This is a genomic window from Paraburkholderia sediminicola (genome assembly GCF_046030555.1).
Lineage (GTDB): Bacteria > Pseudomonadota > Gammaproteobacteria > Burkholderiales > Burkholderiaceae > Paraburkholderia > Paraburkholderia sediminicola_E.
The window spans coordinates 55,325-81,852 of sequence record NZ_JAQQCH010000010.1 but is presented as its reverse complement, the minus strand read 5'-3'; the positions used below and the strand labels follow the sequence as shown (position 1 = coordinate 81,852).

Genomic DNA, 26,528 nt, shown 5'->3' with positions numbered 1-26,528 from the left:
AAAAACGCCCGCTATGAAGCCATCCCTGCTGGTTCTAATCTCCTTGAAAGACGCAAGCCGCGCCAGTGTCGAGGCTGCTTTCAACATCGTCTATGCACCCGATGCCGCCCAGCGGACCGCTGCGATTGCGGAGCATGGCGGGACGATCCGCGCCGTGCTGACCAACGGCACGAACGGGCTGACGGCCGCTGAAATCGACCAGATGCCGCAGCTCGAGTTTGTCAGCGCACTTGGCGCAGGCTATGAAAACCTGGCCATCGACCACGCCCGCTCGCGTGGCATCGTGCTCGTCAATGGGGCGGGCACCAACGACCATTGTGTGGCCGATCACGCGTTCGCCTTACTGCTCGCGGCGGTGCGCGACGTGCCGCAACTCGACCAGGCCACCCGTAAGGGCGTCTGGCGCGACACGTTGCCGATGCGCCCGAACGTTTCCGGCAAGCGTCTGGGCATCGTCGGGCTCGGCCATATCGGCGAGAAGATCGCGCGGCGGGGCAGCGGGTTCGATATGGAAATCGGTTATCACAACCGGAAACCGCGTGAGGGTTCGTCGCTGCGCTATTTCGACAGCGTCCAGGACCTCGCGCAGTGGTGCGATTTTCTGATGGTGGCGACGCCCGGCGGCGCCGGTACACGTCATCTGATCGGCAAAGCGGTGCTGGACGCACTCGGGCCGGACGGTTTCGTGGTCAATGTCTCTCGGGGCAGTGTGGTGGATACCGCCGCGTTGGCGGAAGCGCTCGCTGCTGGCACGATCGCCGGTGCGGGCCTCGATGTCTACGAAGGCGAGCCGGATCCGCCTGAAGCCTTGCTGACGCTGCGCAACGTGGTTTTGACGCCGCATGTGGGGGGCCGCTCGCCGGAGGCGATCACAGCCTCTGTCGACAATTTTCTGGGCAACGCCCGGCGCCATTTTGCGGGCGAAGCGGTGTTGACGCCGATCTGACATCTGAAGGCAAACTGAAACCATCGGCGCAGCGGATAGTTTCTGTCACAAATCGCGATTTCCCTTGTGGACTCCCGGCGAATAGGATGGTCGGTATCGAACCCACATCGCTTCGACACAGCCGGAGCCGCGACGGAGATCCCGCATGGAACACCACGCCCGCACGCAGAACGAACGGCTCGAGATCAAGACGACCACCTGCTATATGTGCGCCTGCCGCTGCGGTATTCGCGTGCATCTGCGCGAAGGCGAGGTGCGCTATATCGACGGCAACCCGGACCATCCGCTGAACCAGGGCGTGATCTGTGCGAAGGGCGCCTCGGGCATCATGAAGCAGTACTCGCCCGCGCGTCTGACCCAGCCGCTGATGCGCAAGGCGGGCGCGGAGCGGGGCAGCGCGCAGTTCGAGCCGGTGTCGTGGGAGGTCGCGTTCGACGTGCTCGAAAAGCGTCTTGCCACGATTCGCGCCACCGATCCCAAGAAATTCGCGCTCTTCACGGGCCGCGACCAGATGCAGGCGCTCACCGGGCTCTTTGCCAAACAGTTCGGCACGCCGAACTACGCGGCGCATGGCGGCTTCTGCTCGGCCAATATGGCGGCCGGCATGATCTATACGATCGGCGGCTCATTCTGGGAATTTGGCGGCCCGGATCTCGACAGCGCCAAACTCTTCTTCATGATCGGCACGGCGGAAGATCATCATTCGAATCCGCTCAAGATCGCGATTTCCAAATTCAAGCGCGCGGGTGGACGCTTCATTGCGATCAATCCGATCCGCACCGGTTACGCCGCGATTGCCGACGAATGGGTGCCCATCAAGCCGGGCACCGACGGTGCGCTATTCATGGCGTTTCTGCACGAACTGATTGCGGCCGACGCCTGGGATCACGCGTTCGTGCAGCGCTATACGAACGCGGCGGAGCTTGTCGATCTCGACGAAGCCAGCGAAAACTTCGGCCTGTTCGTGCGCGACCCGGACCGACCGGTCGGCAATCCGCTGTTTCCGCAGAATCATCTCTGGTGGGACGCCTCGGCCGCGCGCGCCGTGCCGCATCATGCCCCCGGCGTGACGCCCGCACTCGACGGCCGCTATACGCTCGACGACGGCACGCCGGTCACGCCGTCGTTCGCGTTGCTGCGCGAACGCGTGGCCGACTGCACGCCCGAATGGGCCGCCGGCATTACCGGCATTGCGGCGGATACGATTCGCCGCCTCGCCGGTGAAATGATCCAGACCAGCCGCGATCACCGGATCACGCTGCCGATCCGTTGGACCGACGCGTGGGGCGAGACGCATGAGACCGTCACCGGCAACCCGGTCGCTTTTCACGCGATGCGCGGGCTGGCCGCGCATTCCAACGGTTTCCAGTCGATCCGTGCGCTTGCGGTGCTGATGTCGCTGCTGGGCACGATCGACTGCCCCGGCGGTTTTCGCCATAAGTCGCCGTTTCCCCGCGCAGTGCCGCCATCGGCGAAACCGCCGAACAGCCCGGACGCCGTCAAGCCGAACACGCCGCTCGCCACCGGGCCGCTCGGCTGGCCCGCCGCGCCTGAAGATCTGTTCATCGACGAAAACGGCGGTCCGGTTCGGATCGACAAAGCCTTCTCCTGGGAATATCCGCTCGCCGTGCACGGCCTGATGCATAGCGTGATCACCAACGCTTGGCGCGGCGATCCCTATCCCATCGACACGCTACTGATTTTCATGGCCAACATGGCATGGAATTCGTCGATGAATACGATGAAGGTGCGCGAGATGCTCGCCGACAAGCATGCGAACGGCGAGTACAAGATTCCGTTTCTCGTGGTGTGCGATGCGTTCCAGTCGGAGATGACGGCGTTCGCCGACCTGATCCTGCCGGACACGACTTATCTCGAGCGGCACGACGCGATGTCGATGCTCGACCGGCCCATCTCCGAGTTCGACGGTCCGGTGGATTCCGTGCGTGTGCCGGTCGTGCCACCGACAGGCGAGTGCAAGCCGTTTCAGGAGGTGCTGATCGAGCTTGCTTCGCGCCTCAAGTTTCCCGCCTTCACGGCGGCCGACGGCACGCGCCGCTTTCGCGACTATCCCGACTTCATCGTCAATCACACGACGACGCCTGACTCCGGCGTGGGTTTTCTGATCGGCTGGCGCGGCAAGGACGGCGACAAGGCGCTGGTGGGTGAGCCGAATCCGCAGCAGTGGGAACAGTACGCCAAGAACAACTGCGTGTTCCATTACCGCTTGCCGGAGACGCTCCAGTACATGCGCAACTGCAATGGGCCGTATCTCGACTGGGCGGTGGAAAAAGGCTTCCGTAAATTCAAGGAGCCGATCCTGATCCAGCTGTACTCCGACGTCATGCAGAAGTTCAGGCTTGCTGCGCAAGGGCGCACAAGCGGCAGGCAGCCTCCCGAGCATTTGCGGGCACGGGTCGAGAAGTATTTCGACCCGCTGCCCTTCTGGTATGCGCCGCTCGAAAGCGATTCCACCGATCTCGCGCGTTTTCCGCTCGCCGCCGTGACGCAACGGCCGATGGCGATGTATCACTCGTGGGATTCGCAGAACGCGTGGCTGCGGCAGATTCATGGCGAGAACTATCTCTACATGAATCCACTGATGGCGGCCGAAAACGGTATCGCCGATGGCAGCTGGATTTATGCCGAATCGCAATGGGGCCGCGTGCGCTGCATGGCGCGGTTTAGCGAGACTGTCGAGCCAGGCACGGTATGGACGTGGAACGCGATCGGCAAGGCCGCGGGCGCGTGGAATCTCGGCGCGGGCGCGAACGAATCGCAGCGCGGCTTTCTGCTCAATCACCTCATCACCGACGAGTTACCTGGTCGCGACGAAGCGGCCGCGCGTCTTTCGAATTCGGACCCGGTGACAGGCCAGGCCGCGTGGTACGACGTGCGCGTGCGCATCTATCCGGCGGAAGCGGACGCGCGTCATACGCTGCCGCAGTTCGACGCGATGCCCGCGTTGCCCGGGTCGAACGGGGTGATATCGCGGATCGTGCAGACCTATTTCGCGGGACGAGGCGAATTCGCGGCGCGGTTGCGTGGCGCGGCTGGGCGCAAGTAGCAAGGAGCGATTCATGACACAGATGGCGTTGGTGATCGACCTGAACGTATGCGTGGGATGTCAGGCTTGCGTCACGAGTTGCAAGGAGTGGAATACGTCGGGCGAGTCGGGCAGCCTCGCCGACCTGAATCCGTACGACGCCGATCCGTCCGGCACATTCTTCAACCGCGTGCAGAGCTTTGAAGCCGGCAGCTACCCGGACGCCGAGACGATCCACTTCCCGAAGTCGTGCCTGCACTGCGAGGACCCGCCGTGCGTGCCGGTGTGTCCGACCGGCGCCAGCTATAAACGCAAGGAAGATGGCCTCGTGCTTGTCGATTTCGACAAATGCATCGGCTGCAAATATTGCGCATGGGCGTGTCCATACGGCGCGCGCGAACTCGATGAAGCGCGCAAGGAGATGACGAAGTGCACCTTGTGCGTCGATCGTATTCACGATGAAAACCTCTCTGAGCGCGATCGTCAGCCGGCATGCGTGCTCGCGTGTCCGACCTCCGCGCGCCTGTTCGGCGATATCCACGACCCGGAGTCGGTGGTATCGAAGGCGATCGAGGAGCGCGGCGGCTATCAGTTGATGCCTGAGTGGAACACGCGGCCAGCGAACCACTATTTGCCGCGCGTCACGACGTCGGCATCGGGCTGCGGCAGCGGTGCCTGCTCGTGCAAAGACACGGATACGGCGCTCAAGACGCCCGAATCGGTCGATGCGCAGCTTGAGCGCGGCGAACTGCATCTTGCGTCGATGGCGACGCGCATCTAAAGGACCTGGCGATGAATCCGGCTTTCTCGGTAGTTTTTCTCACTACGTTGAGCGGCGCGGCACAGGGTCTGCTGATCGCGCTCGTCGGCGTGGAGACGGCGGCGCATCTGGGCTTGCTCGTAGCGCCCGCGGATGCGTTCTATATGACCGGCGCAGGCGTCTCGGTCGTGTTGGGCGGCCTCGGACTGATCGCCTCGTTTTTCCATCTCGGGCATCCGGAGCGTGCATGGCGTGCGGTTGCGATGTGGCGGACGTCGTGGCTGTCGCGTGAATGCCTGTGCCTGCCGGCGTTTCTCGCCTGCGCGTTTTTCTACGGTGTCGCGCACTGGTTTGGTTCGCCGTGGTCGCTCGCGATAGGCTGGCTTGGCGTGGTGGCGAGCGCTCTGTTATTCGTCTGCTCGGCGATGATCTACGCGTGCCTGCGTTTTTTACAGGAATGGGCCACACCGCTCACACTGGTCAACTTCGTGCTGCTGGGTTGCGCGTCCGGGTTCACGCTGGCGACGGCGATGACCGCGTGGTTCGCGCCGGGTTTGACAGCGGGCCTCGCGATCTGTGCCTGCGTGCTGACGCTTGCGGGCTGCGGGAGCCGTTCGGCATCGCTCGTGCGCAATGCGCGATTGCGGCCGAAGTCCACGGTGCAGAGCGCGACCGGCATCAACAACCCGAAGCTTGTGCAGGTTTCACGCGGCTTTACCGCCGGCGCGTTCAATCTGCACGAGTTCTTTCACGGTAAATCGGCGGGGACGCTGCGCGGCGTCAAGTGGGGATTCCTCGTGGCCGCGTTTGCCGTGCCCGTGTTGCTCATGGCGCTAGGCGCAGGCCTGCTCCCGATCGGTGTGTCGCTCGGCTTGCTGGCTGCGGCGTGTCTCGTGCAATACGCCGGTCTCGTGGCGGAACGCTGGTTCTTCTTTGCAGAAGCCAAGCATCCGCAGAATCTGTATTACGCTCGAGTCGGTTGATGGGTAGGTTGGCGCGGCCGTCCGATATCGGCGGCCGCGTCTGAGTTGCGGATAGCTGTCGCTCATCCACACGCGCCGACTTCGCCACACGCTGTACAGAAATCGCAACCATCCTTGCGAATCACTGCATTCGCTCCGCACGAGCCGCACTTGCGTCCAAGCATGGTGCGCAGCCCTTGCACGCCACCGGCTTGTGTCAGCGTCGACTCGTCGTTAGCTTCGCCGGGATGCGGCCGGATGCCGAAATCCGCCGGCAAGGCCGTTTCGGCTTTCATCTGTCCGCGCGGTAGGCGCGCCAGCATGCGCGACGGCACCTGATTGCCTTCGGCGTCGAGAAAACCGCGCCGATGCAAAATCTGCTGGATCGCAAAAGCGAGCGCCGCCACTTCGGAATCGTGCCAACGCGGCGTGCGATGACCGTCGAGACGCTGCACCTCACCGAGCCGTACCTGCCCCCGATCCCACGACACTTTGCGCATATCCTGCAAGTTACGCGCGACAAATCCACCGCGCGCCGCGAGCGACAGCGAACGCATTGTCGCCGTGATCCATTGCTGCGATTCGTCGCGCTGACCGGTCGGAATAAAGAACTCGATGGGACGCTCGATCGTGACATCCTCACCGCCAAGGCGTCCCGTCACTTCGATGAACGACACCGCCACGTAAAGCGACTTCTTGCCGGCTTGCGTCAGGTATTCGACCTTTTCGATGATTGCCGGCAACTCGCCCTTAGGCCGATGATCGATCGCGATACGCAGCGGATCCTGATCGGTCTCGGCGAGCGTGTCATCCGCTTGCGGCGGGTTCACGCTCAGCACCGCGCCGAGCGTTTCATTCGGGCGGTACGTGGCGAGGCCCTTGAGACCGTTTTTCCACGCGTCGAAGTAGAGGCTTTCGAACGCTTCGAACGGATAGTCCGCCGGCACGTTCACCGTCTTGGAGATCGACGTGTCCACATACGGCTGCACGGCGGCCATCATGTCGAGGTGATCGCGCGCCGACATTTCGAGGGCGCTGACGAAATAGTCCGGCAGGTTTTTCACATCGCCGCCGAGTTCGCGGTAGAGGCGATACGCGTAGTCTTCGACGTCAAATGATTCGCGGCCGCCGTCGGCCATCACCTTCATGCGCGTGTAGGTCCACGAGAAGGCCGGCTCGATGCCGTTCGACGCATTGTCGGCAAACGCGAGGCTGACGGTGCCGGTCGGCGCGATCGACAGCAAATGACTGTTGCGGATGCCATCCTGGCGTATCGCGTCCTTGATGTCATCGGGCAGACGCGAGGCGAAGGTGCCCGCTTCCAGATAACGCCTGGCGTCGAACAATTCGAACGCACCACGCTCGCGCGCCAGTTCCACCGACGCGCGATAGGCTTCGTCGCGCATCAGCCGGGCGATGCTCACAGCGAAGTCGCGGCCTTCCTGCGAGTTGTAGCGCAGGCCGAGCATCACCAGCGTATCGCCTAAGCCGGTGAAGCCCACGCCGATGCGCCGCTTGGCGCGCGACTCGTCGTATTGCTGCTGCAGCGGCCACAACGTGACGTCGAGCACGTCGTCGAGAAAGCGCACCTGGGTGCGGGTGCTTTTGGCGAGACCGTCCCAGTCGAACGAAGGTTTGCGGCCTTTCATTTGCGCGAACGGATCGCGCACGAAACGCGTGAGGTTCAACGGTCCGAGGTTGCAGCAGCCGTACGCCGGCAGCGGTTGTTCGCCACACGGATTGGTGGCGCGGATCGTTTCGACCGCGCGTAGATTGTTGTCCTCATTCATGCGCGAAATGAACACAATGCCGGGTTCGGCGACGTCGTAGGTGGAGCGCATGATGCGATCCCAGATCTCGCGGGCGGGCCTTTCGCTGTACACCCACAGGCCGTCTTCGCGTTGCCGCACATCGCCTGCCGCACGCAGCGCCGGTGACGGCTCGGCGCGGTGCACGAGCGGCCAGGGCTGATCGTCTTCGACGGCGCGCATGAATTCGTCGGTGACGCCTACCGACACGTTGAAGTTGTTCCAGCGGCCTTTCGAATGTTTCGCCTCGATGAACTCGATCAGATCGGGGTGATTGCAGTCGAGCACGGCCATTTGTGCACCACGCCGCGAGCCGGCGCTTTCGACGGTCCGGCAGGAGGCGTCAAATACGTCCATATAACTGCACGGTCCGGACGCCGATGAGCTCGTGGTATGAACGCGGGCACCCTTGGGCCGGATCGCGGAGAAGTTATAGCCGACGCCACCGCCGCGGCGCATCGTTTCGGCGGCTTGCAGCAGCGCCACGTAGATGCCGGGAAGGCCTTCTTCGTCGACACCCTGAATCGCGTCGCCGACCGGTTGCACGAAGCAGTTGATGAGCGTGGCGGCGATGCCCGTGCCGGCCGCGCTCATGATGCGCCCGGCGCCGAGCGCGCCGTGGCGCAGATTGTCGACAAAAAGCGCTTCCACCGACTCGCGCAACGCTTCCGGCTCCGCTTGAGCGACGCCGTGGGCGACGCGTTGGAATACGTCGTCGGCCGATTGTTCGTCGCCTTTCGCGTATTTCTCAAGCAGGACGTCCAGCGAGAATTGTTGCGGCGCAACGAGCTGGACGGGAGGAACCGCTGCGGCGCGGGTTTCCGGGGTGTCTTCTGCCATGGTGTCGCCTCTCGTTTGCCGCCAGACGGGCTGCGGCGCGTTCGAATGGGATGGAGGGCATTCATTTAACGATGCGCGTCTGGCAGGTGTGGTGACCTGGCGCAACGGGGATCACCTTAACGCACGTGGCGAAGGGCCGCAATCAGGCTTTTGGGCGTGGGATACCAATTGGCTGTTCGCCAGCCGCAGCGGCCTTCTGCGGTGGATTGACCAGGCGGAAAGTTGAAGAGCGGCGCCGAGCGTGTGTCAGTGCGGCCGGGAAAGGCGGCGGCCCGCAGAGAATCAGCGCAGATAAATCATGAGGGGACTAACGACGGCAAGCGCCCTAAACGCACATCGGCGAATTGCCGTCCAGGCAAAAAGACATCAAGCCTCAACAAGTTCGCCCAGGACCTCAGCACAAATCATCGCGGAAGCATTCGAAGGCGCCGGCCGTTCAGCCGGTTTGAACACCGCATCGCCGCGACGAATCTTGCGCCGCGTCACGGCGCACGTTCCCGACGTATGGGCCGATCGTCGCCGCCACCGTTGCTCGCCGTAATGGCAGCGCCCCGGTTCGACCCAGCGGATCACCAGCGTGGTGTCGGAGCGCTCGAGAATTTCGATGCGTACGCCATTGGTACCGTCAAGGGGGATGGACTCTAAGGTCATCATCGTCGGCTCCGTATTGTGGTGTGCCGAATGTAGTCCCGTGCGCCCTGGATAGCCATTGTGCCGGAGTTGAAACACTGTTCTCGAATTAGCAACAATGAAACTTGACATCCACGCTTGCACGAAACGGCGGGGCTTTGCGGGCCATATGCGATGTGAATTTTCGATAGCGCGGATTTTTGCAACGCAGTGTTGTGCGCAGCGCGACGAAAATGCTGCCTGCTAAGGGCTTCGGTGCTTCCTTTAAGATGTGGTTATTGTTGAGCGACCGTGCGATGCAAGTGTAGCGGGTTTGCATTTTTCCGGTCGGCTCGCGCGCATATCCACAAGACCCTAAGAGATCACATGATTTCACGCCCCCCCGTAGCGCCGCCAGAATCGCCGGCACCGCCTGATCGCCTGAAAAAGCAGAAAACGGCTTTACTCGTCCTGTACATCGCGCTCGTGCTGCTGGCGCTGTGGGTCGTGCGCGATTTCATTGCGGTGGTGGCCTGGGCCGGCGTCATTGCCATCGCGCTGTGGCCGCTTTTGAAAAAGGTGGAAGGCAGCCACTGGTTCACGGGCCGCACGACGTTGATCGCCGCCGTGCTGACACTCGCCATCGCGTTGCTCGTGGTGCTGCCGGTCGGGATCGGCATTACACAGGCGCTGCGCGAAGCCCACGACATGAATGAATGGTTCAAGACAGTGCAGGAAAACGGTATTCCGATGCCGGGCATCCTCGAGCGCTTGCCGTTCGGCGTGCAACAGATTTCGGCCTGGTGGCAGGCCAATCTCGCCCAGCCGCTGCGCGACTCGGCGGCAATGAAAGGGCTGCACAGCACCACGGTGATGACGCTTGGCCGCCACTTCGGCGCGCGCGCGGCGCATGGCTTGATGGTGTTCGCCTTCATGCTGGTCACGCTGTTCGTGATCTTTCAGGCGGGGCCGCGTCTGTCCGGCTCACTGATGAAAGGCGTGCGGCGCGGCTTCGGCGACGACGGCGCGCAACTGCTCGAGCGCATGGCTGCGGCCGTGCGCGGCACGGTGTCGGGGCTGGTGGTGGTCGGGCTCGGTGAGGGCCTCTTGATGGGCGTTGCCTATTTCGTGACCGGCTTGCCGCACGTCGCGCTGCTCGCGTTCATCACGGCGATCGCCGCCATGCTGCCGTTCTGCGCGCCGATCACGTTCGGCCTCGCGGCCCTATGGCTGTTTTCGCAAGGCTCGGTTGCCGGGGCCATCGGGCTTGCGGTGTTCGGCTCGATCGTGGTGTTTGTCGCCGAGCATTTCGTGCGGCCGGTGCTGATCGGCAACTCGACGCGATTGCCTTTCCTGCTGGTGCTATTCGGCATTCTCGGTGGGGCGGAGACGTTCGGCCTGCTCGGCCTCTTCATTGGACCCGCGCTCATGACCGTGCTGATGGTGCTGTGGACCGATCTCGTGCAATAGTTGCACGCAATTTTCCGGCACGATCAGGACTGCTGATTCGCCGGGTTACTTGTCCCGATCGTGCGCCGACTGTTTGACGCAGCCCAGCGTGTATTTCAGCGCGGCGGGCAATAGCGCGCTCCAGACATCCCAGGTATGACCGCCGTCGATGATGCGCAGCGCCGCCGGATTTCCCGCCAGCCGAAGATGCGTGTAAAGCGATGACGCATCGGCCTGGATCGCGAGGTCGTCGTCGCCGGCGGCGATGAACATCGGCAGGCGATACGGCTGGCTCATGTACCGTTCCCATTGCGCCGGATAATTGAGCGCGTGCCAGACGTGCGGATCGAACTGCCGATCGCCGAACACGCCGACGCGGCGCGCCGCTGAAGCGAGCGGCGGTTCATTCGCATAAATCGCGGGGCTTAGCAGCAGCGCGCCGCAAAAGAGCTCCGGTTGTGTCATGGCGTAGCGCAGCGCACCGAAACCGCCCATCGAAACGCCGCCGATCATCCGTCCGCCGCGCTGTGTCGCGACCGCGTAGCGCGTTTCGATCTCGGGCAGCAGATCGCCGAAGAACGCGGTCTCCATCTTCTCCTTGCGATCGACATACCAGTCCGTGCCGCCTTGCGGCATGACGATCACGACCGGCGGCATCTCCCTGCGCTCGATCAGTGCGTCGGCGGTCGCTTGCAGGTGGCCTTGCGTGAGCCAGTCGTTGGCGTCGCCGTTATTGCCGTGCAGCAGGTAGAGCACGGGGATGCGGGCGGCGTCGTGGTGATAGCCAGTCGGCAGATAGATCGTGTAGGCCCAGTCGCGACCGAGCGCTTCGGAATGGAAGCTTCGGCTGATGACGGTGCTGGCGCTTGCCGGCGCGCCGACAGCAGCACACAGCGCGAGGAGTGCGGAATGCAGGAATAGACGCATGTCAGGGTAAGAGGCCGCCGCGCAGATCGCGCGCGGTCGTCATGCTATCAGTATCGGCAGTGGAAATCGGCAAGTGGCAGGCAAGCGGCAGCGGGCAAGCGACGACGAGGTAACTGGGTGGGCACACCAGCGGCGACCTCGCAAGCGGTAACCTGGCGTGCCGCGCCGCGCCGCGCCGCGCCGCAGCCAAAGCCCGCGCGTGCATGCGCACGCCGCTCGCTCAGGGCGACGTTCTGAGGCGCAAGCTCCAGAGGCGCGCCGTGACGCGCTTGAGCGGCTCCGACGCCTTGGCGACGGCGAACAGTGCGCCGACCGCAAATGCATCCGCCACCAAGCCGAGGGGATAGTTCAGATAGCCGTCGGTCGCGGCATACAGCACCGAATCGACGACCAGCGAAATCACGGCGCCCGCGATAAAGCACAGCAACCCTTTGCGCCCGATCATGCCGACCCACGGCATCCATTGCGCGAGCTTTCGTGCCCAGCCCAGTTGGATCAGGTTCGCGACCAGCCACGCAATCGCCAGAAAATTGACCGCGCGCAGATAGGAGAGGTTTTGCTTGAAGCTGCCATCGAGCGGTTCGCGTTCGATAAACAGCTTGTAGTAGGCCGCGGCAGCGACCACGGCGAACGCCAGTAAGCTCGCTAGCCAGCCGAGACGGTGCGCACTGATCCGCTGATAAACCGGCTGGCAACGGGCCAGCGCGCCGAGCACGAACAGCAACTGCCAGGCCAACGGGTTGAAATCCCAGTGCATGTCCGGCGCGGCGGGCAGGTAGGCGTCGATCGCCGGTGCGCCCGCCCACAAAGCGACGCTGCCGGCCAGCAGCAGCCATGGCTTGCCGCGCGCGAGCGGCAGGATCATCGGCACCAGCAGCGCGAAGAACGCGTACATGGGCAACACGGAAGCGAGATACGGCTGGCGGCGAAATAGCAGGATGTCGCGCAGGGCGGCCACGGGGGCGTCCATCAGATCGTCGAGATCGGTGGTGGCGAGATTTGGACCGTCGATACTGAACGCGGTCAGCACCGCGCTGACCAGCAGCATCAAACCGGCCGTGATAAGGAAGGCGCGATAGATTTCCAGCGAGCGCCGCAGGAAACGGCTGCGCGCGGTCGCCTCGTTACGCCGTTCGGCGAGCGCCGCATAGGCCGTAGCGGTGGCGAAACCGCCGAGGAACACGAAGACCTCAGCCGCGTCGCACAGCGCATAGGCATGCAGCGTGACGCGCGACAGAATGCTGCCGCCGATGTGATCGACGACGATGATCAGGAGGACCAGCCCGCGGAAAAAATCGAGCTCGATCAAACGGGATTGCGACTTTTGCATTGTGTGGTGCCAAAAGCAGCCTCGTGCGACGGCGCGCTATGCCAGCGCGGCAGACGTCTCACCAGGCTTTTTGAAATTGGAGCAGGTGTTGCGGCGGACTGCCGCCTTGCGGAAGCGACCCCTTGGGTGGCCTTGCGCGTCACCGCTTGAACCGGCCATGCGAGGCGCGGTTGCAGAGGCCAGTAAAAATGACCCGTTTGACGGCGCGGAGTTCCGCTGCGCCGCCGCAAAAGCTTTCGATTATATTTCTTTCCACGACAAACCCGCTACGGGACGTGCAGGGCTGACGCGTCCAACGCGACAGCCGGCTTAAGTTCCGGCAACACGGCGCCGTTTACCTGAATAAGCGCCGCGAAAAAAGGGGAGTCCGATGCAGTGGAGATTTCGCAACGTTTTGAGATATGGACGCGACACCTGATAGACGGCGACGTAACGGCGTGTGAGGATTTCCTGAAAGCGCGTCGGGGTCGATAAACGCCTCAAGAAGCGTTAAAGAAAGCGGTCGGATCGAGTTGTCCCATTACTCGAGTTCTGGGAGATCTTCATGAACAAGCAAGTGTTCGCGCTGGCTGTCTCCACCGCTTTGTCCGCCACCTCGTTAGCCATTTTCTCCGCGCCTGCTTTTGCCCAGACGAGCGTGACGCTATACGGCGTGCTCGATGAGGGCATCAACTACACCAACAACGTCGGCCGCGGCCATGTCTATGAACTCGCAAGCGGCGATGCGCAAGGCAGCCGCTGGGGACTGAAAGGCGCCGAGGAACTCGGTGGCGGCCTGAAGGCGATCTTCCAGCTGGAGAACGGCTTCGACGTCAGCTCCGGGCAACTCAATCAGGGCGGTCGGATGTTCGGCCGCCAGGCGTTCGTCGGCTTGAGTTCGGAGTCCTACGGCACGTTGACGTTCGGCCGCCAGTACGACTCGGTGGTCGACTATCTGGCGCAGACCACGGCCAACGGCAACTGGGCCGGTGCGCTGTTCTCGCACCCGTACGATAACGACAACACCGATAACTCATTCCGTCTCGACAACAGCGTCAAGTACGCCAGTCCATCGATCTCTGGCTTCCAGTTTGGTGGCGTCTACAGCTTCAGCAACGATACGGGCTTTGCCAACAACCGCGCGTACAGTTTCGGCGGCCAGTACACCTACGGCGGACTGCTGGTTGCCGCGGCCTATCTGCAGGCTGACAACCCCGGCAACGGCTCAAACGGTGCAATCACGGCGAACGACGCCAGTTTTATCGCCGCCCGCATGCGGGTGTTTGGCGGCGGCATCACGTACACCTTCGGGCCGGCCACTGCCGGCTTCGTGTACACCAACTCGAACTATCTGGACCCGACCGGCAACGGCTATCTCGGCGTGACGCCGCTTGTGCAGCCGGGGGTGTTGCTGAACTCGTTGAAGTATCAGAACTTCGAGGTAAACGGCAAATATCAGATTTCGCCCATGCTGTTCGTCGGCGCGCAATACGTCTATACGATGGAAACCTACGACGCGTCGAGCGGCGGCGTGAAGCCGAAAATTCATTCGTTCGGCTTGATGGCGGACTACAACCTGTCCAAACGCACCGACGTGTACATTCAGGGCGAGTATCAGCAGGTGACCGGTGACTCCACCTATTCGATTCTGGACGATGCCTTTACGCCCGGCACCCAGTCGCCGTCATCGACTTCGAAGCAGGTCGTGGTGCGCGCGGCGATACGGCATAAGTTCTAGGGGCGGCAGGGCGCGCCGGTCGTGTACAGAATGATGGCGGCAAGGCCAGGTGCGATGAACTGACTTTCCATGCGACAGGAAATCAGTTCATTACGTAATTCTGAATCAGAATCCCGATTACCACGCCGGCGGGAATGCCGAAGGTTCTGCCGCGAATGGTCGCGCTCAAATCTTCATCGAGTACGAAGCTGCAACGGCGTTCACGCCAGACGGTTTTATAAGCCAATGGCTTTGCATCGACAATGACGAGGGAAATGAGCGCGGTCAGGATGACCTGTTCCAAAGCATGCAGCTTCGCGATAAACGGCGAAAATTCACCGGCATTGCACAGCAATACCATTACGACTGCAGCGATCAGGGCGCCGAAAAAGAAGCCGCCCATGAATCTGTTCGCTGAATTAAGAGAATCCACTTAAACCTCAAATCATTCGCCGGCTTTATCGAGCGGGCGAAGCAAAAAATAAACTAACGGAAACGGCTTTTCCGTTTGAAGACGCGCAACGCTTTGACAACGAGGCAGGCAGACTTCAAAGGGACCCGTAAGGATATTTTTTTGACGTTCCTCAACATATCGTCTCTTTCCCAACGTCGTGTGAGATCAATCCGAAAAGTTGGGCGCGCGGGCAGGTTGCTGGCAGAACGGCTGTTGTAGTGGCGGCAGAGTGCTCCTCACACTCTGCCTATCTGCCTATCCGCCTAAGCCCGTCACGGCGATTTTGTGGCGTGACCTGCAAGCCGCTGCTTACACGCCGAACAGATTCAACTTTGCATACTGCAACAACATAATCGTCTTTCCGTCGACGATTTCGCCACGCTCGACCATCGCCAGTGCTTCGTCCACTGGCAATTCCAGCACCTCGATATCTTCGCCTTCGTCGGCAATGCCGCCGCCTGCGCCGACTTTTGCCACAGCATCGTATTCGGCGACGAAAAAGTGCAGCTTTTCCGTCACCGACCCCGGGCTCATGAAGGCTTCGAACACCTTGCGCACGTCATGCACGCGGTAGCCGGTTTCCTCTTCGACTTCAGCGCGAATCCGTTCCTCAGGCGAGGCCGCCTCCAGCAGACCCGCCGGCGTCTCGATCAGCATGCCGTGATGGCCGTTGACGAATGCCGGCAGACGGAATTGCCGTGTCAGCACCACCATGCGGCGGCGCGCATCGTACAGCAGCAGCGTCGCGCCGTTGCCGCGATCGTAGGTTTCGCGGCTCTGGCGTTGCCAACTGCCGTCCGCGCGCTGGTAGTCGAAGGTGGTTTTCTTCAGTACGTACCAGTCGTCCGATAGCACTTTCACGTCGACAATCCGTACCCGCCCGGCGATTTCGTTCATGGCTCGCATCCTGTCCTGTGGGAATCGTGTTGGGAAACGCGGTCTGCACCGCATGCAATTCATGGTATCGTGCAGTTTCATGCAAAAACAAGAAATTTCGTGCAATCTGCCAAAATGCTTCCAGGATCGACGCCGTGCTCACATCGCAAAGAAAACAGTTGATCCTCGAAGCGCTCAAGCGTGACGGCCAGGTGATCGCCAAGACGTTGAGCGTCGAATTCGACGTCTCTGAGGACACCATTCGGCGCGATTTGCGCGAACTTGCCGCCGAGGGGCAGCTTCAACGCGTGCATGGCGGCGCGTTGCAGGCGTCGCCGGCGGCGGTGGATTTCGCCGGGCGCGAGCGCATCGAATCGGCGTCGAAAGCAGCGATCGGCCGGGCGGCGGCGGGCCTGATCGGGCACGGCCAGATTGCGTTCATCGATGGCGGCACGACTGCCGTGCAACTGGCGCGTCATTTGCCGCGCGACTTGCGCGCGACGATCGTCACGCACAGCCCGAGCATCGCCGTCGAACTGGCGGAGCATACGGCGCTCGAGGTCATCATGATCGGTGGGCGACTGTTCCGCCATTCAATGGTCAACGTGGGCGCGGCCGCTATTGAAGCCCTCAGCCACATTCGCGCCGACTTCTATTTCATGGGCGCGACCGGTGTGCATCCGCAAGCGGGTCTGAGCACCGGCGATATGGAGGAGGCCTATGTTAAGCGTGCGCTCGCGGAACATGCGGCGGAAACGGTGGTGCTGGCGTCGGCGGAAAAGCTCAACGCGGCGTCGGCGTACAAGATTGCCGATGTGACGGCGGCCAATACGATCGTCGTCGAGCGGAACACGCCAGAGGCGCTTACCGCGCCGTTCGATGCATTGGGCATCACGATCCTGCGGGCTTAGTCAAGCATGCTTGCAAGTCGAAAACCTGGCGACCGGGATCGCTGCAAGACCAATACAAAAAGCGTCGTAAGCCGAACGCTATAACGGTTCATACTCAATCCGTTATTTGCGAGATAGCTGACAAAAATTGACGCACCGTGTGTCTAAACAGCGAGATAATCCCGGCCCTTGCCCTCTGTAGGGCAGGGAAAAGGCAACTCACGGTAGTTCAAGGTAAATCAGATCGACTGCGGCCTGGCCGAAGTGATGGCCGCTGCACGTCGCCGGTACGCCCGGGTGCGCACAAGCGTCCGCGGTTCGAACACCTCCCTCGTGGTTTACGCCCGTTCAGCGCAGTTCCGCCGCGTGTAAGCTGGTAAGCGGCCGCGCCGCGCCGGCCTGTGTTCCGCGTTTGTCCTGCTATCGGGTTGCCGCTGTGTTCACTAAAGGAGAAGTCCATGGGGAAACTCGACCTTTCGCGTCGTAGTTTTCTGAAGGCCAGCGTGTTGGCGGGTGTGTCGGTGTATATCGCGCCGATGGGCAGCCGCGCATTCGCTGCGTTGTTCGAAGAAAAAATTCTGACGCCGGTTCAGTGGAACGCCGCCAACGGTCAGGCGAAATTCCGCATCGACGGTATCGCTAAAGTGACGGGCTCGAAAGTGTTCGCGCGCGACATCCGCGCCACCGACATGCCGCACTGGCCGCAGCAGCAGTCGCACGCCTTCATCCTGCGCACGACGCAAGCCGACCGTAGCTATGAAGGCTTCGACCTGTCGCTGCTCGGCGACGAACTGAAGCCCGACCGCGTGGTGACGGCGGCCGATCTGACGCGCGACGGTCTGATCTTCCCGGCCTTCTATGGCGACGACATGTTGCTGCCGCCGGGCAAGACACCCGCGTATCTCGGCCAGGCGGTCGCGATCCTGATCTATCACGACTTCGCGCGCTTTCGTTTCGCAAAAGACAAACTGAAGTTCCAGGACCAGGTCATCCGTTACGGTGCGCAAACCGGACCGCTTGAACGCGATCCGTGGGGCACGTTCCGCTTCGTGCGCGTCGGCGGCAAGACGCCGTATGACGACGACATCTTCTCCAGTCTGAAAGACGCGCCGGTGTTCCCGAGCATGATGCGTAAGCATCAGCCGGTGTGGCCGGACGGCGTCGAGCACGGCAAGCTCGACGAGCAGGGCATGTTCCATGCCGGGCAGATCCAGCAGGAACTGGATCATCCGTCGGCGGACTGGCTGGTGATGGAGCGCGAGTACAGCACACAGTCAATCGACACGGCCGCGCTCGAACCGGACAACGCGAACTGCTGGTACGACGCGGCGACGCAATCACTGCACATGGTCGTGCCGACCCAGGCGCCGTCCGAGGTTGTCGACAGCGCGGTCGGCATGGTCGCGAAGTGCGCGTTCCCGGTGAAGAACCTGTTCATTCACCCTTGCTACACGGTGGGCTACGGTTCGAAGGATCACTTCAACGTGCCGTTCTACGGCCTCGTCTGCGCGATGTATGCGGACGGCCGCCCGGTGCGTCTCGCCAACGACCGCTACGAGCAATTCCAGACGTCATTGAAACGCCACGCGTTCAAGATGAACTACCGGATCGCGGTCGACAAAAACACGGGTCTGTTGCAATCGTTCAAGGCCGAGATGGAAGCAAACGGCGGCGGGCGGTGTAACTTTTCACCCTCGGTGGCGATGGTCGGCGCGACTGCCGCGCAGTCGATCTACTACTTCCCGAAGAACGATCTGTCCGCGGTTGCCGTCGCCTCGCGCGCGATCGACGCCGGCTCCGCGCGCGGTTACGGCACGCTGCAAAGCATGGCCGCGACCGAGATGATGATCGACGAGATCGCCGCGCAACTGAATGTCGATCCGATCGACTTCCGCCTGAAAAACGGGCTGCGCTCGGGCATGAAGAACACACAGGGCGCGGTGCCCGCCGGCGCGATTCGTGTCGACGATGTGCTGCAGAAGGCGAAGGTTCATCCACTATGGGTGAATCGCGCGAAGCGTAAAGCCGAGTTCGAAGCCGCGCATCCGGGCAAGCGGTATGGCGTTGGCTTTGCGTGTGTGCAGAAGGACTTCGGCACAGGCGCGGAAACCTCGTTCGCAAAGGTCGAGTTCAGCGCTGACGGCCAGGTCAGCCTGCAACACACGGCGGCTGAAATCGGCACGGGCGTGTCGACTTCGCAGGCGATCGCGGTCGCGAAGTGGCTCGGCAAGCCGGCCACCGACGTCCATGTCGCGATCACCGATTGGCCCGATCTGCCGCTCGTCACGAGCGGCGATCCGTACATGATGTCGCAAGCGGACCAGGACAAGCTCGCCGCGAATCCGCGCTGGTCACCGGGTTACGCGTCGCCTTCGAGTGCGACGAACTCCGCGTTCTATTTCACGCACAGCACGCGTGAAGCGGCGCGTGTCGTTTTCGCGCACGGCTTGTGGCCGGCGGCGATGGCGATCTGGAGTCAGGGTGGGGGCGGTGGTCAAGCCGCGCCGTTGGTGGTGCGCATCGAAGACGCGCGTTGGGTCGACGGCAAACTGTCCGCGGCGGGGCTCGAGGCGCTGCCGTTCGAACAGCTCGCGAAGAAGGCGCACGAATTGGGTCTCGTAACCGGCGCGACCGTGCACGTGTTCAATCGCTGGCAATGGACCGAGTCGGACTTCGAGATCGACGGCAGCGTTGAGCGCCTGCCGCTCGATGGGCTCGCGCTTCGATACGGCGACAACGCTTCTGCCGATAAGAAGAAGTTGCAAACCACCGCGAATCATTATCGCGTGCTGGACCGTCAGCGCGTGTTCATTCCGCCGGTTCAACGCAACAACGCGGCTGTGACGTACTACAGCGCGGTCGGCACGCTGGTCGAGTTGTCGGTGCATGAGGCGAGCGGCAAAGTCGACCTGCTCGCGCATCACTCGATCATGGAATGCGGCAATCAGCTCTCGCCGCAACTGGTGTCGGGCCAGTTGCAAGGCGGTCTCGCCATGGGCATCGGTCATGCATTGCACGAGTACCTGCCGCTATACGAAGACGGTCCGGGCAACGGCACGTGGAATTTCAACCGATACCAGCTGCCGCGCGCGACGGATGTCGCCGTCTGGACCCAGACCGGCGAAGTGTTGCCGCCGCTGACCGAAACCGATCCGCCGAAGGGCATCGCCGAAGTGGTGATGATTCCGGTGGTCGGCGCCATCGTGAACGGTATCGCGCACGCGATCGGCCATCGTTTTACCGACCTGCCGGTCACCCCGCAACGTATTCAGGAGGTGCTCGCATGACGGCCCCCACTCAAACTTCCGTTAATGCTGCAAGCAATGGGGCGAGTGCCGCCGTTGCATCAGGCAATGTTTCTGGCGGTTCGGCTTCCGCTTCGGCTGCCGCCGCGGCATCCGTTACGGCCGGCGCCTCGGGCTCTGCAGCTGCTTACCCGGCCTCGGGCGTGACGGCGTCCGCCGGCGCGCCGGCCGCTACCGTGGTCGAGCGTCCGTTGACGCATTTCCGCACGCTGCCGGTGTCGGTTAAGGTGAACGGTGAGATCGTCGGCCCGACCGACGTGCCCGCCGGTCTGATGATGATCGATTACCTGCACGAGTATCTGCACCTGACCGGCTCGCGCCTCGGCTGCGGCCAGGGCATCTGCCACGCGTGCGTCGTGATCGTCGACAAGCCGGATGGCACCAGCGAAGAAGTGCGCACCTGTATCACGGGCGCGAATTTTTTCCACGGCAAAACCATCCGCACAATCGAAGGCCACGCGAAGCGCAACGAAGCCGGTGAGGTCGTCGAACTGTCGCCGATCCAGCAGAAGTTTCTCGAGCACTTCAGTTTTCAGTGCGGCTACTGTACGCCCGGTTTCGTCAACGCGGCGACCGTGCTGATCGAACGTCTGAAGCGTCAGCCGATCACCAAAGACCAGGTCGAGCAAACCATCACCGAAGGGCTGAACGATCACATCTGCCGGTGCACGGGCTACGTGCGTTACTACGAAGCCGTGAAGGAAGTCGTGATGACCACGCCCGGCCTCGTAAAGGACGCCGCATGATGAGCCCCTCGATGAATGTGCGTCGTGCGCTGCTGTTGCTCGGCACGGCTGCTTTGCTCAGTGCTTGCGGCAAACACGACGACTCCGCTGCTGCGATGCAGGCCGCCGCCGCGCTGGGGCCGCAATCCACCGCCGCCGATCCGCTCGCGCGCGGCCGTTATCTCGTCAAAGCCGCCGACTGCGCCGCCTGCCACACCACGGCAGATGGCGCGCCGTTCGCCGGCGGTGTGAAACTGGCCTCGCCGTTCGGCACCTTCTACGGCACCAACATTACGCCGGACAAGGATCACGGCATCGGCAACTGGACTGCGGACGATCTGTACAAGGCGCTGCACGACGGCGTCACACCGAGCAAGCAACTGTATCCGGCCATGCCGTACACGTCCTACCGCCAGCTGTCGCGCGCGGATAGCGACGCCATCTACGCGTATTTGATGGCGCAGAAGCCGGCAGCCGTGGCGAACCACGAACCCGAACTGTCGTTCCCGTTCAACATGCGTTTTGGCGTGCGCTTCTGGGACTGGGTGTTCCTGACGAACACGTTGCCGGACGCATCGAAAGGGCAGTCCCCCACCGGGACTTCCTCAGGGGCATCCGCGGACTGGAATCGCGGACGCTATCTGGCGAACGCGCTGGGCCATTGTGCTGAATGTCACACGCCGCGCGGCAAGTTCGGCCAGCTCGACAGTGCGAAGCCGCTGACGGGCGCGGCGCTCGGCCGGGTCGCGGCACCTGACATCACGCCGCATGGTTTGGCGGCGCGTGGCTGGACGGCCGCCGACCTGCAGACGTTCTTCGCCACCGGCATCGCGCCGCAAGGCTCGGCGTTCGGCGAAATGTATCCGGTCGTGCATCTGAGCACGCAGTACCTGACGCATGACGATCTGCGCGCGATGTCGACGTATCTGCTCGGCGACCAGGCGCCGGCGCCGCAAGCGTTGCAGTCGGTCTCCGCCGATGCCGCGCAACTCGAGGCGGGGCGCAATGTGTATCTCGCGGTGTGTGCCGGCTGTCACGGCATGGGCGGTGAGGGCAAGCCGCACGTCGCGGTGCCCATGCATGCCAACTCGACAGTGCGCCAAAGCGATGCCCATAACCTGATTGTGGCGATGCTGGACGGCATTGGCGCGCAGGATTTCCCAGGCCTTGAACGGATGCAGGACATGCCGGGATTCGCTACGCAACTCAGCGACACGGAACTCGCGCAGCTCGCAAACTATCTGCGCGCGACGTACGGCGGCCAACCTGCCGACGTGACGGCCGATGCGGTGAAAGCACTGCGTTAAAGCGTGTCACGCGCTGGATGCTGTAAGTCTGGCGTCAAGCGTGATGTAAGGAAGAGCCGGTGCCCTCAAAGGCGCCGGCTTTTTTTATGCGTGAGCTGCGATGCGCAATATCATCACGCCGCAGCTTCACGCAAGGACGTCAACGTTGTTCTTCCAGCAACGCCTTCAGTTTGCTCAGATCGCGCTCGACCCACTGGGCGTCGGCGGCGAATTTCTCATCTGTCATGCCGGGCACGCGAAACAGGGTGAACTGTACGTCGGTGCCACTACCGCTGCCGTTGGCGATCACGCGCAGCGGAATGTAGATCTCGTTGCCGTCGGGCAAGAGCACGTAGTGATCGAGCACGCCGTAGTCGTTGCTGGCGGAGAAGCGCACGCTCACCGGGCCTACGCTGCCTTCGAATATCCACTTGCTGCCTTCGTGACGCAGCGGTTTGCCGAGCCCCGATGCCCATATCGGAAACGCTTCCGGTGGCGAAGTGAAAGCGTAGACATCGCGCCAGTCGCGCGCGATATGAACGCTGATGATTTGCGATTGCGAAGGTTGGGTCATCACGTCTCCTGTGAATGGCGCGTAATGAACTCGCGCGCATGAGTCTGCTCAAATGGTATCGCGCCACTGCCGCCCGGCAGCGCGGCTTACGTTTCGCCGTAGACCAATCGGATTCCCTTCACGGAGACTTCATGAATAATCTCGCGACGCAGACTCTTCCTCATCATAGTTCCCCCAATTCGCTGGGTGCGCCGCTCGCCTGTGTGCAAGCTACGATCAGCAAGGTGTTCCTCAGTCCGGAGTTTCACCATGCCGCCGATCATCAGCAATTCGTCATCAAGATCAACACGGTCGTGAAGTTCGAGGGCGGCACGCAGAACCTCGTCGGCACAGAGGTATTCGTTGCCGTGCGCTTCGGCGATAGCGAGGGGCTCGCGCAGCAAATCCCCGGATTGCAGGTGGGGCAACCCATCGAGGTGCAAGGCGAATACATCGCCGAAGCCAGCGCCTATCCGACCGTAGATAACAGCAACCCGGTTCTACCGGTGCTGCACTTCACGCATCATCCGGTCGGCTACGTGAAGTATCAAGGCCAAACCTACAGCTAATCGGCCGCTTTCTTATCGAGCGGGCCGGGCAGCGCCCGGTCCGCTCGCCAACGCATTTTTCCCTCCACGCTTACCGTTGTGGCGACCGGCGATTCAAGTTTCGGTGGCGTTTTGCCGTTAAAGCAAACGTTATCGTCCGGTCGTCCGGCGGCGCAGCCGTTTACGGGCCTTTGCGACGCTGCGTGTAGACGCGCCGGACTGGTTGCGCGCGCAACGGTGTCTGCAATACCGTGCGTAAGGTTTGTATCAAAACGTGTGAGACGGGACGTTTTTTGCAAAACGCACTTTACAATTCCGCGTGAATTTTAATCGGCAATCTGGCCCTTTTCGCGGAAGATCGCCTCTTATCGGGCATCAGCAGGGCGAAAGCGGTTGGGTTGGACGGCAGGATATGGGTGGGCGTCGCACGAGGCGGCCTCGCTGTGTCGCGAAAGAAAGCAGCGCTTCATGAGAATGCGCGCATCGCACGCGCCAGGGTCGCACCCATCCTGCCAATAAAAAGCAGGAGTCGAACATGTTGGGAAAGCGTTTCGACAGAACGATGATGGCCAGTCTGGCTGGCGTGTGGGTCGCGCTGGCGGTCAGCGGTTGTGCGAATGTAGGACAGCAAGGCGTGCAAACCGGCGCGGCAGTGGGCGCATCGGGTACATCGGCCGCGTCCGCTGCGCCGGCAACGGCTGCAGCGCCAGCTTCCAATGTTGTCGCCGGCACGGCGGTTCTGCCGGCCGCTGACGACGGCACGCCGCTAAAAAAGGCGCCGCCTTTGGTGTATCGCGTCAAACGTGGCGACACGTTGGCGCGTGTCGCGCAGCGTCATCATTGCAGTGTCAGGCAGTTGCAGGCGTGGAATGGCCTCAAGCCTTCCTCGCGGTTGAAGCAGGGGCAGGTGCTGCACGTCGCCTCGCCGGAAACGGTGCGGGCCGTTAATGCGGCCAACACGGCGGCCAACACGGCGGCCAACGCTGCAGCGGCCGCGGCGGCATCCGCGCCAGCTGTTCCGCTTACAGCGCAGCAGGCGTCGGCGGCAACCACCGCGCAGGCAGCGGCGCAGTCCGCCGCGCCATCACCCGCGCCCAGCGCCGCGGAGGCGCGCGAAGTCGCGCAGCAAACCTCCCGGCATGCGAACGGTGTGTCGCTGACATGGCCCGCGGGCGGCCGCGTAGTCGAAGCTTTCCAACCGGGTGAAACGCGCGGCATCGAAATCGGCGGCAAGGCGGGCGATCCGGTACGGGCAGCGGCCGACGGCAAGGTGATGTATGCCGGTACCGGTCTGAATAGCTACGGCAGTCTGATCATCGTCCAGCACAATAAGGACTTTCTGACCGCGTACTCGCATAACCGCAAGCTGCTGGTCAAAATCGGCGATGTTGTGCGGCAAGGGCAGCAGATTGCCGAGATGGGCGATGAAAATAACTCGCGCGTTTCCGTGGGCTTCGAGTTGCGCCGCGACGGCAAGCCGGTCGATCCGATGCCGTATTTGCCGCAAGGCCGCGGCTAGCGATATCAGCGGACGTTTCCATCGCATCTGCACAAGCAGCGATCCCGGTAAATCATTTGCCGGGATCGCTGCTTTTTCACATCCAGGCATCTGCATCCGGTGCCGAATAGATCCGCTAACCGGCGCGCGCCTTCAATCGAGCCAGCGCAGCGCCGCTGCGACGATCGCTTCAGGCGCATCTTCCTGCATCAGATGCCCGGACTTAGGCACCGGCTGGAAGCGAGCCCCGGGTATGGCCGCCGCCAGGTGCCGGCCGCGTTCGAGTGGAATCCACTGGTCCTCTTCACCCCACAGGATTTGCGTCGGGCAACGTAGCTGCGAATAACGCGCTTCGACCTCGTCGGTGTAGCGCTGATCCATTTGGGCGATCTGGCGATAGAACGCGGCTTGTCCCGTTGCGCCAAGCCACGGCGTCACATAAGGCGCGAGTTCCTCGTCCGGAATGTCGCGTGCGATGGCGCCACGCACGTATGCCTTCACCACCGCTTCGTGGATATAGGGCGGCAGCCCGGAGAACGCCGCGCCGTGTTCGCGCACGTGTTGCACGAACGGCGAACCCCATGGCGCGACGGCGACCGGATCGATCAGCGTGAGGCTGCGATAGTCGCACCCGTCGATGAGATGCGCGCGCAAGGACGTTGCGCCACCGAAATCGTGCGCGATGACGTCCGGACTCTTCAGTTGCCAATGTTCGAGCAATTCCGCCAGCAGCGCGTTCTGCACACTGAGCGAGACGTCCTGAGCGTCGCGCTGCTCGGATTGACCGTAGCCGAGCAGATCGTAGTAATAGACGGTGCGAATCTGTGAGAGATGCGGGGCGATGCGATGCCACACATACGAAGAAAACGGTGTGCCATGAACCAGCACCAGCGGCGGACCGTTGCCGGTCACGTTAAAGCGCACGGTTTGATCGCGGAACGTGTAGCTTTCGGGAAGCGGCCAGTTTTGCATAACGGTGAATGTCGTGAGAAGGCCTGCCTACCTTAGCAGGGTGCGCCAAAGCGCGCTGACTGGCTTTTCGTAGCCTCCGCTGAAGGCATCCCGCAAAAGCTCACCTTTGTTTTATTCAGCAAAGCCAGGCAAATTCAAAAGAGTGTGACTGACGGCACGGCTGGATTGAGTCGTGAGCGTCGCAGACACGCCCCACTATTACGAATCGAGCATAAATCACCTTGAAATAAGGTGTCGTTGTGTTGGCTGGATGCGGAAAGCCTGGTAATCGTCGCGAGCGCGTCGATCCGGCATTCAACAAGACGACGCGTGATCGACCGAAATGCGCGCCTCGCAATGGTGAGTGAATTCGGGAGCCAAAGGTGCGGCCACCACCCGCACGTCGTCCTGCCGCGCTCAACGACAGCGACGACGTCCAGCTAGCGCCAACAAAGTCCAGGCGAAGTAACGTGCCCCCGGCTACTTCGAATCAGCACCGCGCAGCAGTTGCGAAACCTGCCCATGGTGATGCAGGATCGCCGGGTCGGCTTGCAGCAGCGGCAAGTAGCGCGGCAGGAACGCGTTGTCGGGCTGGTCGGGCGAAAAGAGGCCGGTGATTGCTTCGGCTGCGGCGAGCCGATCTGCAGCATCCGCTTCCTTGTCGTCGAGAATTTCGTCGACGTTCGCGATCACTGTGGAGAGTGGTGTGAGCCAGCGGAACCCCGAGCCGTTGATGAGCACCTGCAGGAAGGCTGCCGGCGTCACGGGGCCGAATTCCTTTTCGTACGACGCACGCTCGTGATCGAGAATCGACTTATGCAGCGCCAATAGTGGTCTGCGAATCTCCGAGAGGAATTGAGTGCATTGCTGGTCGTTCATCTTGCCGCTCCTTCGGATAGTCATGCCGGATCAGGCCGGGCGATCGGGTCAAGCCAGATCCATGCTAACAAAATCGATCGAGGCCGCACCAATAAGAATGATGCGCGTACGCGAAACGCGTCATACCAAGTCAGTGTGGTAATGGTAACGCATTGATTTGAATCTGGTTTCACTTCCAGAAAAGACGCCG

At 62.2% G+C, this 26,528-nt stretch carries 21 protein-coding genes; 12 read left to right on the top strand and 9 right to left on the bottom strand.

Going from position 1 to position 26,528, the window contains the following annotated elements; all coding sequences use genetic code 11:
- The first annotated feature begins 13 nt into the window (after positions 1-13).
- The 4 genes from PQQ52_RS16135 (at position 14) to PQQ52_RS16120 (ending at position 5,735) form a co-directional block, all read left to right on the top strand.
- On the top strand, positions 14-946 hold the full coding sequence (locus PQQ52_RS16135) for a 2-hydroxyacid dehydrogenase (protein ID WP_408213005.1): 933 nt from the start codon (positions 14-16) through the stop codon (positions 944-946).
- A 145-nt stretch (positions 947-1,091) separates the two neighbouring features.
- Entirely contained in the window at positions 1,092-4,013 is a 2,922-nt protein-coding gene (locus PQQ52_RS16130; RefSeq protein WP_408213003.1) for a molybdopterin-dependent oxidoreductase, read from the top strand.
- A gap of 13 nt (positions 4,014-4,026) precedes the next feature.
- Positions 4,027-4,773: a 4Fe-4S dicluster domain-containing protein gene (locus PQQ52_RS16125; protein ID WP_408213000.1), complete on the top strand. Its 747-nt coding sequence runs from the start codon at positions 4,027-4,029 to the stop codon at positions 4,771-4,773.
- 11 nt (positions 4,774-4,784) lie between these two features.
- On the top strand, positions 4,785-5,735 hold the full coding sequence (locus PQQ52_RS16120; protein WP_408212997.1) for a dimethyl sulfoxide reductase anchor subunit family protein: 951 nt from the start codon (positions 4,785-4,787) through the stop codon (positions 5,733-5,735).
- A 62-nt stretch (positions 5,736-5,797) separates the two neighbouring features.
- Here the strand turns inward: PQQ52_RS16120 and PQQ52_RS16115 are convergent, their stop codons facing one another.
- Positions 5,798-8,362: an adenosylcobalamin-dependent ribonucleoside-diphosphate reductase gene (locus tag PQQ52_RS16115; protein WP_408212994.1), complete on the bottom strand. Its 2,565-nt coding sequence runs from the start codon at positions 8,360-8,362 to the stop codon at positions 5,798-5,800.
- Positions 8,363-8,728: 366 nt separating this feature from the next.
- Positions 8,729-9,013: a DUF3331 domain-containing protein gene (locus tag PQQ52_RS16110; protein WP_028197253.1), complete on the bottom strand. Its 285-nt coding sequence runs from the start codon at positions 9,011-9,013 to the stop codon at positions 8,729-8,731.
- A gap of 345 nt (positions 9,014-9,358) precedes the next feature.
- Here PQQ52_RS16110 and PQQ52_RS16105 point away from each other — a divergent pair, with 345 nt between their 5' ends.
- Positions 9,359-10,441, top strand: a complete 1,083-nt coding sequence (locus tag PQQ52_RS16105; RefSeq protein WP_408212991.1) for an AI-2E family transporter — start codon at positions 9,359-9,361, stop codon at positions 10,439-10,441.
- A gap of 45 nt (positions 10,442-10,486) precedes the next feature.
- Here the strand turns inward: PQQ52_RS16105 and PQQ52_RS16100 are convergent, their stop codons facing one another.
- The gene (locus PQQ52_RS16100; RefSeq protein ID WP_408212988.1) at positions 10,487-11,347 is read right to left on the bottom strand and encodes an alpha/beta hydrolase; all 861 of its coding nucleotides are present in this window, start codon (positions 11,345-11,347) and stop codon (positions 10,487-10,489) included.
- A gap of 220 nt (positions 11,348-11,567) precedes the next feature.
- Positions 11,568-12,677, bottom strand: a complete 1,110-nt coding sequence (locus tag PQQ52_RS16095) for an OpgC domain-containing protein (RefSeq protein WP_408212985.1) — start codon at positions 12,675-12,677, stop codon at positions 11,568-11,570.
- Positions 12,678-13,221: 544 nt separating this feature from the next.
- Here PQQ52_RS16095 and PQQ52_RS16090 point away from each other — a divergent pair.
- Complete coding sequence (locus tag PQQ52_RS16090) at positions 13,222-14,394, top strand: porin (protein ID WP_408212982.1); 1,173 nt, start codon at positions 13,222-13,224, stop codon at positions 14,392-14,394.
- 82 nt (positions 14,395-14,476) lie between these two features.
- Here PQQ52_RS16090 and PQQ52_RS16085 read toward each other — a convergent pair whose 3' ends face one another.
- On the bottom strand, positions 14,477-14,776 hold the full coding sequence (locus PQQ52_RS16085; RefSeq protein WP_408212980.1) for a hypothetical protein: 300 nt from the start codon (positions 14,774-14,776) through the stop codon (positions 14,477-14,479).
- Between the two features lie 360 nt (positions 14,777-15,136).
- Complete coding sequence (locus tag PQQ52_RS16080; protein WP_408212977.1) at positions 15,137-15,724, bottom strand: NUDIX domain-containing protein; 588 nt, start codon at positions 15,722-15,724, stop codon at positions 15,137-15,139.
- Between the two features lie 134 nt (positions 15,725-15,858).
- Between PQQ52_RS16080 and PQQ52_RS16075 the strand changes: the two genes are divergently transcribed.
- From PQQ52_RS16075 to PQQ52_RS16060, 4 genes are all read left to right on the top strand, one after another.
- Complete coding sequence (locus tag PQQ52_RS16075; protein ID WP_408212974.1) at positions 15,859-16,614, top strand: DeoR/GlpR family DNA-binding transcription regulator; 756 nt, start codon at positions 15,859-15,861, stop codon at positions 16,612-16,614.
- Positions 16,615-17,051: 437 nt separating this feature from the next.
- On the top strand, positions 17,052-19,880 hold the full coding sequence (locus PQQ52_RS16070) for a xanthine dehydrogenase family protein molybdopterin-binding subunit (protein ID WP_408212971.1): 2,829 nt from the start codon (positions 17,052-17,054) through the stop codon (positions 19,878-19,880).
- Entirely contained in the window at positions 19,877-20,644 is a 768-nt protein-coding gene (locus tag PQQ52_RS16065; protein WP_408212968.1) for a (2Fe-2S)-binding protein, read from the top strand. The genes PQQ52_RS16070 and PQQ52_RS16065 overlap by 4 nt, the downstream gene beginning before the upstream one ends.
- Positions 20,641-21,930, top strand: a complete 1,290-nt coding sequence (locus tag PQQ52_RS16060) for a c-type cytochrome (protein ID WP_408212966.1) — start codon at positions 20,641-20,643, stop codon at positions 21,928-21,930. Before PQQ52_RS16065 ends, PQQ52_RS16060 begins: the two co-directional genes overlap by 4 nt.
- A gap of 139 nt (positions 21,931-22,069) precedes the next feature.
- Here PQQ52_RS16060 and PQQ52_RS16055 read toward each other — a convergent pair whose 3' ends face one another.
- Positions 22,070-22,483 (bottom strand): SRPBCC family protein, encoded by a 414-nt coding sequence (locus PQQ52_RS16055; RefSeq protein ID WP_408212963.1) that lies wholly within the window; start codon positions 22,481-22,483, stop codon positions 22,070-22,072.
- A gap of 131 nt (positions 22,484-22,614) precedes the next feature.
- On the opposite strand from PQQ52_RS16055, the gene PQQ52_RS16050 reads away from it, so the two are divergent.
- Both PQQ52_RS16050 and PQQ52_RS16045 read left to right on the top strand, forming a co-directional pair.
- Positions 22,615-23,031: a hypothetical protein gene (locus PQQ52_RS16050; protein ID WP_408212960.1), complete on the top strand. Its 417-nt coding sequence runs from the start codon at positions 22,615-22,617 to the stop codon at positions 23,029-23,031.
- A 514-nt stretch (positions 23,032-23,545) separates the two neighbouring features.
- Positions 23,546-24,529 carry a peptidoglycan DD-metalloendopeptidase family protein gene (locus PQQ52_RS16045; protein WP_408212957.1) on the top strand — a complete coding sequence of 328 codons (984 nt, stop codon included), beginning with the start codon at positions 23,546-23,548 and terminating at the stop codon, positions 24,527-24,529.
- 132 nt (positions 24,530-24,661) lie between these two features.
- Here the strand turns inward: PQQ52_RS16045 and PQQ52_RS16040 are convergent, their stop codons facing one another.
- Together PQQ52_RS16040 and PQQ52_RS16035 are read right to left on the bottom strand one after the other, a co-directional pair.
- A complete protein-coding gene (locus PQQ52_RS16040) occupies positions 24,662-25,480 on the bottom strand; it encodes an alpha/beta fold hydrolase (protein ID WP_408212955.1) in 819 nt (272 codons plus the stop codon).
- 459 nt (positions 25,481-25,939) lie between these two features.
- Positions 25,940-26,338, bottom strand: coding sequence for a hypothetical protein (locus tag PQQ52_RS16035; RefSeq protein WP_408212953.1), 399 nt, complete (start codon positions 26,336-26,338; stop codon positions 25,940-25,942).
- Positions 26,339-26,528: the final 190 nt, after the last annotated feature.